Annotated in this window: 14 protein-coding genes; 2 read left to right on the plus strand and 12 right to left on the minus strand. The window is 40.4% G+C overall.

Going from position 1 to position 13,155, the window contains the following annotated elements; genetic code table 11:
- Positions 1-184 precede the first annotated feature (184 nt).
- The 4 genes from IEV91_RS06030 to IEV91_RS06045 form a co-directional block, all read right to left on the minus strand.
- Positions 185-2,071 (minus strand): PTS fructose transporter subunit IIABC, encoded by a 1,887-nt coding sequence (locus IEV91_RS06030; protein ID WP_188496525.1) that lies wholly within the window; start codon positions 2,069-2,071, stop codon positions 185-187.
- 10 nt (positions 2,072-2,081) lie between these two features.
- On the minus strand, positions 2,082-2,993 hold the full coding sequence (gene pfkB / locus IEV91_RS06035; protein WP_188496526.1) for a 1-phosphofructokinase: 912 nt from the start codon (positions 2,991-2,993) through the stop codon (positions 2,082-2,084).
- Entirely contained in the window at positions 2,990-3,742 is a 753-nt protein-coding gene (locus tag IEV91_RS06040; RefSeq protein ID WP_188496527.1) for a DeoR/GlpR family DNA-binding transcription regulator, read from the minus strand. The genes pfkB and IEV91_RS06040 overlap by 4 nt, the downstream gene beginning before the upstream one ends.
- A gap of 382 nt (positions 3,743-4,124) precedes the next feature.
- Complete coding sequence (locus tag IEV91_RS06045) at positions 4,125-4,925, minus strand: basic secretory protein-like protein (protein ID WP_188496528.1); 801 nt, start codon at positions 4,923-4,925, stop codon at positions 4,125-4,127.
- Between the two features lie 311 nt (positions 4,926-5,236).
- Between IEV91_RS06045 and IEV91_RS06050 the strand changes: the two genes are divergently transcribed.
- The gene (locus IEV91_RS06050; protein WP_188496529.1) at positions 5,237-6,124 is read left to right on the plus strand and encodes an alpha/beta fold hydrolase; all 888 of its coding nucleotides are present in this window, start codon (positions 5,237-5,239) and stop codon (positions 6,122-6,124) included.
- A 60-nt stretch (positions 6,125-6,184) separates the two neighbouring features.
- On the opposite strand, the gene IEV91_RS06055 is transcribed toward IEV91_RS06050, so the two are convergent.
- From IEV91_RS06055 to IEV91_RS06090, 8 genes are all read right to left on the minus strand, one after another.
- Complete coding sequence (locus tag IEV91_RS06055) at positions 6,185-6,616, minus strand: MaoC/PaaZ C-terminal domain-containing protein (RefSeq protein WP_188496530.1); 432 nt, start codon at positions 6,614-6,616, stop codon at positions 6,185-6,187.
- Between the two features lie 83 nt (positions 6,617-6,699).
- Complete coding sequence (locus tag IEV91_RS06060) at positions 6,700-7,185, minus strand: PaaI family thioesterase (protein WP_188496531.1); 486 nt, start codon at positions 7,183-7,185, stop codon at positions 6,700-6,702.
- A gap of 350 nt (positions 7,186-7,535) precedes the next feature.
- A complete protein-coding gene (locus IEV91_RS06065) occupies positions 7,536-8,882 on the minus strand; it encodes a hemolysin family protein (protein ID WP_188496532.1) in 1,347 nt (448 codons plus the stop codon).
- A 123-nt stretch (positions 8,883-9,005) separates the two neighbouring features.
- A complete protein-coding gene (locus IEV91_RS06070) occupies positions 9,006-9,422 on the minus strand; it encodes a MerR family transcriptional regulator (protein ID WP_188496533.1) in 417 nt (138 codons plus the stop codon).
- A 137-nt stretch (positions 9,423-9,559) separates the two neighbouring features.
- Positions 9,560-10,132, minus strand: coding sequence for a hypothetical protein (locus IEV91_RS06075; RefSeq protein ID WP_188496534.1), 573 nt, complete (start codon positions 10,130-10,132; stop codon positions 9,560-9,562).
- A 186-nt stretch (positions 10,133-10,318) separates the two neighbouring features.
- Positions 10,319-10,960 carry an SdpI family protein gene (locus IEV91_RS06080; RefSeq protein WP_188496535.1) on the minus strand — a complete coding sequence of 214 codons (642 nt, stop codon included), beginning with the start codon at positions 10,958-10,960 and terminating at the stop codon, positions 10,319-10,321.
- A gap of 15 nt (positions 10,961-10,975) precedes the next feature.
- Positions 10,976-11,239, minus strand: a complete 264-nt coding sequence (locus IEV91_RS06085; RefSeq protein WP_188496536.1) for an autorepressor SdpR family transcription factor — start codon at positions 11,237-11,239, stop codon at positions 10,976-10,978.
- Positions 11,240-11,585: 346 nt separating this feature from the next.
- A complete protein-coding gene (locus tag IEV91_RS06090) occupies positions 11,586-12,053 on the minus strand; it encodes a hypothetical protein (RefSeq protein WP_188496537.1) in 468 nt (155 codons plus the stop codon).
- 405 nt (positions 12,054-12,458) lie between these two features.
- Between IEV91_RS06090 and IEV91_RS06095 the strand changes: the two genes are divergently transcribed.
- Positions 12,459-13,082 carry a CGNR zinc finger domain-containing protein gene (locus IEV91_RS06095; RefSeq protein ID WP_188496538.1) on the plus strand — a complete coding sequence of 208 codons (624 nt, stop codon included), beginning with the start codon at positions 12,459-12,461 and terminating at the stop codon, positions 13,080-13,082.
- The last annotated feature ends 73 nt before the right edge of the window (positions 13,083-13,155 follow it).

Genomic DNA, 13,155 nt, shown 5'->3' on the forward strand with positions numbered 1-13,155 from the left:
TATTTTTCACTTAACCAAAACAGCATTGTAAATTGTCTACAAACCCCAACATATATAATAGAGCCGAAAAAAATTACTATCGTTTTGTCCAAACATGTTTCAATTCAACCAGTATTTCACGGTAAAATTAAAAAAACTGTCTCTGAGATCTGTAAACAAGACCTTGACGAGACAGTTTTTTTATCTATTCTGCTTTTATTTTTATCGGTTTCTTTAAAAACCCGACAAGAAGTGCTGTGATAAGTGAACCAATGACAATCGCTATAATATATAAATACCAATGACCTTGGACAAAGGGGATGACAAAGATCCCCCCATGTGGCGCTGGTAAACCGATCTTAAAGACCATCGCGAGGGCACCCGCGACCGATGAACCGATGACACAGGATGGAATCACACGTAAAGGGTCAGCCGCCGCAAAGGGAATCGCGCCTTCTGTAATAAACGTCGCCCCCATGACATAACATGTTTTTCCTGAATCCCGTTCTTGCTTCGTAAAACGATTTTTAAATAAAGTTGTCGCTAGTGCTAAACCAAGGGGTGGCACCATCCCTCCCGCCATAATGGCGGCATGTGGGGCATAATTTCCTGCATCAATCATAGCAATGCCAAAAGTAAAAGCAGCCTTGTTAATCGGCCCGCCCATATCGATGGACATCATCCCACCAAGGATTAAACCTAAGACGACTAAATTTCCGGTTCCTAAACCTTCAAGCCAGTGTGTTAATTCATTCATGATCCATTGTAGAGGATCGCCTAACAGATACATGACAACACCCGTGATTAATATCCCAAAGAATGGATACAATAAGACAGGCTTAATGCCTTCAAGTGACTCCGGTAACTTAGCAAATGCCTTTTTCAATAAGACAACAACATAACCGGCCAAAAACCCGGCGATTAATCCGCCTAAAAAGCCAGCCCCTGTCGTTGAAGCCAAGAACCCACCGACCAAACCCGGAGCCAATCCCGGACGATCGGCTATACTCATGGCAATAAAACCAGCTAAGACAGGAATCATCAACGCAAAGGCATGATCTGCTCCAATACTGTGTAAAGCTCCTGCGATGACATTGTAAGATGGGTCATCAGGGTCGTAAGCCTTAATCCCGCCAAACAAGAAGGAAAGTGCAATTAAAATACCACCACCCACAACCAACGGCAGCATATTGGACACACCGTTCATTAAATGCTTATAAAAACCAGTACGCTCACCTTTTCCACCTGGCTGCTCGTCCGGTGATTTTCCAGTCCCCTGATAGATGGGAGCATCCTGTGTCATCGCCCGCTTTAAAAGACCTTCTGGATCACGGAGTCCTTGGGCTACAGGAACTTGTATCACCCGCTTTCCTTTGAAACGTTCCATTTCCACTTGTTTATCTGCAGCGACAATAATCGCGGTGGCGTTTTCAATTTCATCGGCAGTTAGGCGATTCTTCACCCCTGTAGAGCCATTGGTTTCTACTTTAAAATCAATATTCAGTGCCTTAGCTTTAGCTTTTAAAGCATCTGCCGCCATATAGGTATGTGCAATCCCCGTTGGACAGGCCGTTACTGCCAGGATCATCCCTTCACTATTTTGTGTGTCAGACCCCTCAGGTTCTTCCGCAATCTCAGCTTTTTCCTTTGCATCAATGGCTGCTAAAATAGCTTCTTCACTTTCTAATGTCATAAGGTGTTCCCTAAAGCTCGCGTCCATTAACAAGGTTGAAAGTCTAGAAAGCGTTTCGAGATGATCACTGTTAGCGCCTTCACTTGCCGCAATCATAAAGAACAAATGACTAGGGCGACCGTCTAGCGCGTCATAATCAATCCCTTGTCGTGAGCGACCGAAGACAAGGGCTGGGGTTTTGACCGCCTTTGTCTTCGCATGAGGAATAGCGATGCCTTCACCGATTCCTGTCGTACTTTGGGCTTCGCGCTTTAAAATTTCTTCTTTATAGAGGGCTTTGTCCTTCAGCCTCCCTGCCTCATCTAATTTAGCTACTAATTCTTCAATAACACTTGATTTTGAAGTCGAGGTGAGGTCAAGAATGACCGTATCCCTCTTTAAAAGGTCTGTTATTTTCATCGTTGTCTCCTTATAATTCTGTAATCTGAACTTGATCTATTAATTCATCTATAGTTTCGGGTGTGCAAAAACCTTCAGCATAAGCTGAAGCACTGCCTGCTGTGGCTCCGAATTGAAAGGCTTTGACAATATCACCTTGTTTAACATAAGAAGCAATAAATCCAGCCACCACGGAATCACCAGCACCGACGGAATTTTTCAATTGTCCCTCGGGAATATTCGCGTAGTAGATCCCCATTTTCGTAAACAAAAGATTCCCCTTTTCTCCCATAGATACGATCACATTTTCCGCTCCCCGATCCACTAATTTTTGGCCATAAGGGATAGCATCCTCTACCGTCTGGATACGAACATCGAACACCTCACCGAGTTCAACGTGATTAGGTTTTATCAAAAAGGGATGATAAGGAAGAACATGTAATAATTGTTGTCCTGTCGCATCAACAACAACCTTGATATCCATTTCAGAAAATTTCTTTATAATCAGCTCGTAAAGTGTTTTCGGTAAAGAATCAGGGATACTCCCTGAGAGTACAAGTATATCTCCTGCCTCTAACACCTCAAGCTTGCTCATAAAGGTCCTGAGGGCATGTTCTGAGATCTCTGGACCCCTTCCATTCATTTCCGTTTCTCTCCCCGATCGCAATTTGATATTGATTCGAGAATCCCCATCCACTTTGACAAAATCGGTTGAGATGTCTTCTTCTGTTAAACAGTCCATAATGTATTGCCCTGTAAATCCACCTGTAAAACCTAAAGCTTTATTTTCAACTCCAAAGCGGTTTAGAACTCTAGAGACATTAATTCCTTTGCCACCTGGAACCTTTATTTCCTTGTCTATGCGATTTAATCCACCAAGTTTGAAGTCTTCAACCTCAATAAAATAATCAATCGATGGATTGAGTGTACAAGTATAAATCATGCTGTGACGACCCTCAATTCTGTTAATGCTTCATAAGCTGCCCTATTTTCGTCAATAAAACTATCTGTAATAAGTGTCGCCTCCGCTAAGTCGGTTATTTTAGCAAAAGAAACTTCACCCAATTTACTATGATCGGCAACAACAAAGGACTCCTGTGATAAAGCCAGTGCAGTTTCCTTAAGACGTGCCTCTTCCGGATCTGGTGTTGTATAGCCATATTCAGGATGGATACCATTTACCCCTATAAAACATTTATCAAAGCGATAGCCTTTTAAACTCTGCAAAGCTGCACTCCCGATCAAGGCCTTCGTTCTAGATTTCACCATTCCTCCAAGAAGATAGGCTGTGATCCCTTTTTCAATCAGGGGTTCAATGAGCGTCACGCCATTTGTCACAACGGTTAGGTCCTCTTGATTAAGGTAAGGAATCATTTGTAAGGTGGTTGTCCCTGCATCGAGATAAAGAGAATCTCGCGGCGCCACACATTCGGCAGCATATTGAGCAATACGCTGTTTCTCACTAAAATTTTTATCTGACTTTGAAGCATAGCTTGGTTCAATGCGTTTTCCTTGTAATGAGGAAGCGCCACCATGGACACGCCTTAACCGGTGCTCTTGTTCAAGTTGGATCAGATCTCGCCGGATCGTTGACTCGGAAGCCTTCGTGGCCTCCATCATCTCATGGATCTTAACGATGCCTTGCTGTTTCAATAATTTTAAAATAATGCCGTGACGTTCCGGAGTTAACACGCCGCATGCCTCCTACTAACGATGTTGTACCCTTATTATAGAGAAAGCCTTTTCACATTTCAAGCATTTTCATTCAAAAATATTCACTTTCTTTCTTTTTCATTCATTTTTTTAAAAATAACAGTCATCATTCAAAAGATATAACATTGGGTAGAGCTTCCGTGGTGTCGCCGCAGTTTCTAATGCAGGGTTGCTGACCGTTTTTAAAACGGAGAACAAACGGGCCAATGTAAACAACTTAGATGCGGTAGCACTCCTTCGTTTGTCCGTAGCTTATCTCCCCAAAATGTCTTGATAGTTATCCACAAGAGACACATATTATAATTTCCTAAACAATTAGAAAAGCCGGATGGTCTCTGCCATCCGGCGAATCATCATTATATTAATTGTAATGCGTTTCTACCTCAGGGTTCTGTGCATATTCCGCCCAAAGTTCTTCAACCGTTTGACCTGTTAACGTTTCAAAATCTTGAATGGTGTACGTATTTTCTTGAAGCCGGTTATTGAGCTCTTTTACAAATCCCTCATGACCATGTTGCTCAATCCACAATAAAAATCTTGCCGTCACGCGATAAGAATCATAGTAATGTTGATCCTCGCTAAATTCAGGAAGCCGCCATTCTGTTCCATTAGGGCCAAACAGATAACGAGAATAATCGGCAATACCTTCAGTTAACCAGACCGTATTATTATCATAAGTAGGATAAGCTTGGGCCATATGTGTCAATTCATGGGTGAGAAAAGCAATGTCATCTGGATGACTGGCAATATAATCAGCTCCGACGGTGACTTCTTTATCCTGCCATACCGTATAGGCGACACCATCATAGTCCGCGTCAATGATGAGTTTAACATTCTTAATATGTGTATCGTCATTATCCCCTGCCCAATAACTTAAAATGTCTGGGTACTTATGAAAATACAGTTTGACGAGTTGATTAATGGTAGGGCGTAACTTAGGATCACCACTTTTATCCTGAACGGTTAATTGAAAGCCATGGTGTTTGTAAACATGAACAGTCTGTCGATGATCACTTCCCCCTTGCGCTGTTCCAGCCGCGTTATGGGTGATAGTGCTGGCTTTAGCTACAGAACCATGGATAGAGTAAACCCCACCTCCAGTCATCGCTAAGCCCAATGCCACTGCAACCATTCCTTTTCCCCATTGTTTTTTTATTAACATGAGAACCTCCTAAAATAATATAAATTCCTTGCCCCTTCGACACTTTCCAACTTTTTATTTATTCGGAATTTTACCACTCTAATGACTCAATAACACCTAGGCTTTCTTCCTATTTTTTTAAACCCTAGTCCCTGAAAAGAATGGCTTGTCCAATTCAGTACTTTTGACCTATAACAGGCTTCATGAGGAGTATTGGACCAGTAATGAAGATCTATCAAACTACGAACTGATGGTTTTTACTGCTTGGGTTGCTGTTTTTTTTACTATTAATCTATTAAAATGGGGGTAAGTGAAAAAAGGAAGTGATGTCATTGACGTTAGAGAATGGTGAACAGAGAGTAACATTAAACGGAATAGAACATTGGCTCAAAGTAGAAGGTGCAGAAAATCAAACGATTCCACTCCTCTTGATCCATGGAGGACCGGGTGGCAATCATTATACCTTCGAGCGTACAATAGGACCCAGACTTGCTGAAAATAGAACCCTCATTTACTATGAACAGCGTGGCTCGGGGCGTAGTGCTCAGCCTCAGTCAGAGGGGGCCTATACGATTCCAGAGCTTATTGATGACCTTAACCAACTCATTCAATGGCTAAGCTACGATCAAGTGGATTTACTCGGTTATTCCTTTGGCGGCGAATTAGCCCTAGAGTATGCTTATCACTATCCTAAGACAGTAAGAAGTATGGTATTATCCTCTCCAAGCTTGCTGACTTTAAAAGTAACCGATGTCACTCAAATTGCTGGATTTATGTCTGTGGTTAATATTGAGATGATGAAGGACATCGAGGCGCTACTATCCAATTCTCTTCCTATCGATAGAGTCTTAGACCAGATATGGGAAACCATTGATATTGACACCGTTGATCGTTTTTTGTTTGAGGATCAAGCGATCGCGAAAAAGAATCGTCAGCTTTGGGAGCAAAGTAATCTCCCAAATACAGGACTCATGGCAAAAGCTTTGAGGAAACACCCGATGGCCCCGCCCTTGGAAGATCGTTTAAAAGCGATCCAACACAAGGTGCTTATCTTAACTGGCGTGCATGACCGTAACACTGGGATGCCCATTTCGCGCATCATTCATCGTGAACTTCCTAATAGTCAGTGGGAACTTTTTTATAATAGTGCCCATTTCCCAGACTTAGAAGAACCAGAAAAGTTTACGGAACTTGTGATAAAATTTCTAAAATCGTTATAGCAAAGCTAAATATTTGAATGCGAGGACCTTATTTTCTAGCCCTCGCTTCTCTTTTTAATATTAAGTCTCTGAACGCATTACGGCCACCACTTCACAACTGAGAACCTCTTTGCCCTCTTGATTATTCACTCGAATGCCTAAAGTTAGAACGCCTCTATGACCTTCTAATTTCCGTTTTCTTAATACCTTAAATTCCCCTACGACAGTATCATTGGGAAAAACAGGCGCTTTCCATGAAAGGCGATTTAAGCCCATTCCTCCAAGGCAATCGCGACCGAAAATGTCCATGTGTATCCATTGCACCCAAACTACTGAAAGTGTATGGAAACCCGAAGCAATAATGCCACCAAAAGGGCCTTCATTAGCAGCCTCTTCATCGAGATGTAGGTATTGAGGATCGTTTCGCTCCGCAAAGTCAAAAATGGCTTCTTTTGTAATGGTGACCGGTTTTGTTGTGAAGGTCTGCCCTTCTGTAAATGCTTCAAATTTCATCTGTCTTTACTCCCTTTCACTTCTTTCACGTTAAACCTCTCTTATTTTAGCGTAAAGAATGAAAGACGAGAAGTTACACTACTTTACTTACCAAAGTTTTCAGGCATACTAACAGCAACGACCTCCCCTCTTGCGCAAAGGATACCTTCTGCATAGAGCTCGCTTTCCACCACAACTTTCTTGTTATTCATGTCTCGGATTTTCCCGCGGGCAATCAGTTTCACTCCTAATGGCGTTGGTTTCAAGTAATCAACCTTTAGTGAAGCGGTGACACACCGAGGAAGAGGCGCATCGCTCCCGAGTTCATGACCTTGATCGCGGTAAAGAGCAAGTGAAGCAGACCCTGTGCTATGACAATCAAGCAAGGAAGCGATAAGCCCACCATAGACAAACCCCGGAATCGCCATGTGCTCTGAACATGGCGTATAGGTCGTTACAGTCTCCTCCCCTTCCCAGTTGGTTTGAAAGTGATGTCCTGCTTCATTCAGCCGTCCACACCCATAACACCAGGCCATATCTTTAGGATAATAGGCTTGAACCCCTCTTGCTTCTGCTTGATCTCGATTCATAGATGATCCTTCCTTTCTTTAAATCGTCATACTCATTCATTCGTGTAATTGCCTTTGATCTTGTCTAAATGTACGAGCTCATCCAAAAACCCTTTTAGTCATTGACTACCAATTGAAAGTGCCTAAGAACAACCTTCTATTCACCTCTTTTGTTTTAAAAGACACCCCACTTATGATTACGCTTTCATTTTATGTGTTAATCAAACTTTTTACAAAGAAACTGTCCCTCTTTACCCATTATTTCTTTTCCTATACTTCATTCGCCTCAATAATCAACGCTTGTTATCCAAACAATGTAAAAAACCCCGCACCATGTTTATGTGGGGGTTATCTACTTAAGCGAAGGGCCTTTAAATAGTGGAGTTTTCCGTTAACCTTTGGCGATTTTCCACTGGCTGTTCTGTATGATCGTCCCTTTTTTTAACTAAAAGTTTTTTAATATGACGATCATCAATCTCCTTCACTTCGAATTTATAATTGTCATAGACGACTGTTGTCCCTTGTTTGACATCTGATTCCTCAGACAAGACCCAGCCGCCAATCGTATCCAAATCATCATCTTCAATATCTATATTTAACAACTCATTTACTTCCGTTATTAACACCTTACTATCAATAAGCAAAGTATCTTGACTTAGTCTCTGTATCTCCGGCTCTTCATTGGCGTCAAATTCGTCTCGAATATCGCCTACAATTTCTTCAATAATATCCTCTGCTGTGACCAATCCCGCGGTACCCCCATATTCATCGGAAAGAATCGCCATATGAATGCCTTCTTTCTGCATTTTAATGAGCAATTCTTGTATAGGTGTTGTTTCAAACACAGTGATGATTGGTCTAATATAGCCCTCTAAAGATTTTACATCCTTGGTCAAAAGATCATCAAAAATATCTTTAATGTTGATCATCCCAATGATGTTGTCTTTGTCCTCATCGGCAACAGGGAAACGGGTGTATTTTTCCTTTTTTAAAACAGCTAAATTTTCTTCAATGGGATCGTCTTTATAAAGACATGCAATTTCAGTTCTTGGAACCATAATTTCCCGAGAAGTCCGTTCGTTAAAATCGAAAATACGGTTCATATAATTCAATTCAGATTGGTTTATTTCACCGCTTCGATAACTCTCCGATAAAATGAGACGAAGCTCTTCTTCAGAGTGGGCACTGTCTTGTTCGGTCACCTGTTTCCCACCAAACAGGCGAGACACTATACGAGCCGAACCATTGAGTAACCAGATAAACGGAAACATAATACGGTTAAACCAAATAAGTGGATAGCTAATCGCAAGCGTGATACTTTCAGCCTTCTGAATCGCTAATGTTTTCGGTGCTAACTCACCAAGTACGACGTTGATAAAGGTAATCACAACAAAACTAATGATTGCTGAGATTGATTTTGTCGCTGTTCCCCCAAGACCCAGAACGTGAAATAAGGGCTCAAATAAGTGAGAAACAGCAGGTTCGCCAACCCAACCAATACCTAAAGCAGTAATGGTAATGCCCAGTTGAGTAGCGGAAAGATAGCCATCTAGATGATCGATAATTTTCTTCGCAGCTTCTGCTCTTTTATTCCCCTCTTGCACCATTTGTTCAATCCGAGTGGATCTCACTTTCACAATGGCAAATTCAGCAGCAACAAAAAAAGCTGTTAATAAAATCAAAATCACAATGACTAATATACCAACAATATCATCCAATTAAATCCCCTACACATAAGTGTACGGGTGTCACCTCCATTTAATTATCATTTAATATCCAATTATATTCTTAAAACTTTTGAAATAATCATAAACTTTTTAGAAACATGTGCTAGCTTTCGTTTACCCAAAGAGGACAAGGATCAAAAGTTGTGCAAGGGCTAAATTCTGTGTTTCCAAAAGCTTTCTTAAGGAGAGCACTTGTTTATTATCCAACTTTTCAATGGTTGGTTTAAGCTGAAGGAGTTCCGTTTCAATTCTTTTCATTTCCTCTTGAATATGTTGAAGCTTTTCAAAGACCTTCTCTGTCTGGTCATCAGCGTATTGATCCATAATCGCCAAGCGTTCTTTAATCTCTTCTAATGGGAGATGTTCTTGTTTAAGATAATGAATGAGTTTAAGACGTTGCACTGTCTCTTCACTGTAGTATCGATAATTTGATGATGACCTTTGGGCCTCGATTAAACCTAATGTTGTATAATAATCAATTGTGCGCTTAGACACCCCCGCTTTTTGAGCGAGTTCACCAATTCTTAGCAACTTCCCAATTTCATCACCTCTATCTTAATTATAGCATAAAACCATACAGTATAACGTTATTGTTTTGAAACTTATGTAAGCCGTTCATTCATTTTCTCAGCCATGACCTTACGATGAACGCTTTCTCGTCCTGAATTTTATCGTGTGGTGCCACGCCTACGCCCTGGAAGGACGGTTAATCCCCTCTCCACGACTCTTGAAGCAAAGAGAATTATCGATGTGGGAAAATACACGGCTACAGTTTTGCCAAACGCTTTTGCCCCAATGGTTAAGGCTGTCGCCATCACCGTAATCGCTATAGAAATCCCTTCTGCTCCCCATCCATGCAAGCCTAAAGAATTTCCGATTTGCTGTCCAACCGCGAGTGCCGTCGCTCCACTTAACACACTCGCGATGTCGCCAATAACATCACTACAAATACTCGCAACTTTTTCTGCGTTACGGACAATTTTAACTGCCATTTTCGCTCCAAAAATGCGTTTAGAACCCATGGCGTGAAATGGTGTCTCCGTTGCAGCCGCAGCGGCTACACCAATCATATCAAAAAATGCACCGACCAATACAATAAAAATTACAATAAAAACACCAATTGACCATGGAATGCCGTCCATAAAAACCGTACCTGTATCAAATAATCCACTAAGGGGGATAGAAATGAGCGTGACGATTAAAATAAATTTAAAAGCATGACGTAACGAGCCTTTTTTCATTAATGTCTTACCTCCGAATAAAACCAAAAAAATGTACAAAAACAATTGTAGGCTATTCTTATAAAATAATCCACTACGTTAATCTTCTTCATGATCATAGACTTGTCCTGCTTTCAAGTAAAAATAACTAACTCATCGCCTCATTAAGTTTACATAATAATTTTCTAGTCTGCTTTGTTGGAGAGCCTACTTATTTAAAATTTCATTTTTATAAACCCAATAAGAATAACAGGCGGGTATGCCCACTGAAAGGACTGCACATGTAATGATAATGGCACTTTCCCAGTTGTCAGGAAAAAAGACTGAGAGAATAATAATAATTCCCGCGATAAACATAAACTTCCCAGCCAAGCGATGCGTTTTTCTCCAGACATTTTCATTGCTGATAGTCCACGGTGTTCTAACGCCAAGAAAGAAATTCGGTCTTATGGTCTGCATAAAATTGCCTAACACAATAAAAATGGCTCCGACAATAAAGGGTGAAAGACCAGCCATTGGAATGGGATAGCCAAGACTGTATAAAAGGGTCAGCAAGCTTAGGATAAAAAAGATGACCAGAACAGTATTAGAGATAATCGTATAACTTTTTGAGAAAAGTCTATAATTGTTCTTTTTAGGATCTACTTTTGGAAGGACCAAAAACAAAAAATATAAAAAGATAAGCAGGCCATTCATGATCAGAGTTGCTCCAAACCTAGAAGAATAGCCATTAACTTCCCCTTTTGCATTCCAATGTGTCGCAATTTCTGAAGGTAAATATGGCCAGGCTACTAACCATGCTATCACCGATAAAAGAATTAAGATCATCGGAAAAAGATATTTCCTCAAGGTTCATTCCCTCCTCTACTTTTTTTCATAAAAACGAAACGCCCAACTGACGATGTCATGAAAGACCGTTGTATTTAATGAATAAAAAATGTACTGGCCTTTTTTCTCATCATGAACTAACTGCGCATTCTTAAGTAATTTCAAATGCTGGGAAATACTCGGTTTAGACATGTTGAAATGATTCGATATTTCACCTGCTGTTAAATCCTTTTCTTTTAGCAAATCCAAAATCTTTCTTCGGGTCGGATCAGAAAGTGCTTTAAAGACATCATTTAACATAAAATTTCCTCATTTAAGTATTTAGTTATTTACTTAAATATTAGCCGATAAAATTGTGCGCGTCAATAAACTTGAACACGCTTGTTTGTTGATTTTTTAAAAGCTTAAGTTTGGACACTGAGTCCGGAATACCTACTTGAGAGTGATTAAAATAGAATCCTATTTAAAAGAGTCTAGCCCATAAGCGAAGAACAACAATTTTAAATATATAACGAAGTCGGAGGAATCCCCTGAAGTCTACAAAATAGCTGAATCTCAGGGGACTTTATTTTTACTGCTTCTTAAAGCAATTTCTTCAAAGTTTATACGGGATCAAGAATTCGGAATGATTACACTGACACCGATCTTACACCTTGACTACTTTTAACATTTGTCGAATGGCTCCAAGATGATATGCTGAATGAGCTAAAGAAGATAACACTTCATTTGCCAGAAGTTCATTCCATTTAATAGCGTCAATCGCTTCCAAAAGTGTTAAGTATTCTTTTCGTAAACCTTCCTGAATTGTATTCCATTGCTTTTCATCTACTGAATGGATCTCCCAACTCATTCCCCAATTCATTTGCGGTTGTTTCCCTTCTTTCAAGATTTCATTGGTTCCCCACAGGTGATAGCGGACGTGGTCAGTATGGGCAGCAAGCGTTGTTCCATGTATTGATGTTGAGGCTTCGTCGCAAGACATTCTCTCTATTGCACCGAAAATTCCAGAATTTGGTTCTGAATTGACAAACCAACTTCCTTTTAGAGGAACAGGCGGACCTTCGAAGGTTTCCTTTATCATCGTTTTAACCGAGTTTTTTAATGTTTCACTCATGTTTCGTCCTCCAATATTTTTTGTTATAGATACACTCAACTGCCAATTGTCACACCATCCGGGTTCATATCAATGAAAGTCGATCCGCACCACCCCTTTCCGTGTTCCTCAAACTCTCTATTCTGCTTCTTCCACCGATCATGTGAGGACTCACTCTGACATCATTGGACGGAAGAGCGCTTTCATTCACAACCGTTAGTCAAATTGCCCGTAGCGGGTGACATCCCTTCTGTAAAATTCCGAAGCTACTTTTGAATGAAATTAGCCCATTGCCTCAAAAATATAACCCTCTATATAATTTTAGATGGTTATATATTAAAGTGTTTGATTCTAACTGTCAATAGCTTTTATAATGGTTATAAGAAAAAGGTAAAGGTTATATATGGTAAGACAAGGAGAAATCACATGTCTGATATAAATAAAAATGTACACAAATTTGATTTAATCGGCGGACGTTTATGTTTGGATTTTGCTAATACAGTCGGTTGGCACGATAGCCGTGAGAAATCAGAGGAGTTACTGACGAGTTACGAGGAACTGGTAAACTGGAGTCTACAGGCCAATATTTTTAATCAACAACAATCCCTTTCACTCCTAAAAAAAGCACAAAGTCAACCGTCTAAGGCAAAAGAGATTCTCCAACAAGCGATTGAGCTACGAGAATCGATTTACCAAATTTTTAGTTTAGTGTCCAACAATGAACCACCAGCCTCTAGGGACCTTTCTATTTTGAATAAAGCCTTAGGCCATGCTTACGGTTTGATACGATTAGTGCCTGGTGAACATAAATTTTCATTGAAATTTTTGAATTGTGGAGAAACATTGGACGGCATGCTTCCACCGATTGTTCAATCGGCTATAGACATTCTTACTTCTGAAAAAGAACTCAGTAGAGTGAAGAAGTGCGAAGGAGCTCCGTGTGGTTGGCTGTTTTTGGATACAAGCCGTAATCGTAGCAGACGATGGTGTTCAATGGCTGATTGTGGGAATCGTGCCAAAGCAAAGCGATTTTATCATAATAAAAAATAATTGTCCTATTACAGAATGGGGTGTTTCTGATCCCCATTTATTTCACAACTAAACATTTGTTGAACACGAATTA

This window comes from Pullulanibacillus pueri, from assembly GCF_014639255.1.
Classification (GTDB): Bacteria; Bacillota; Bacilli; order Bacillales; family Sporolactobacillaceae; genus Pullulanibacillus; species Pullulanibacillus pueri.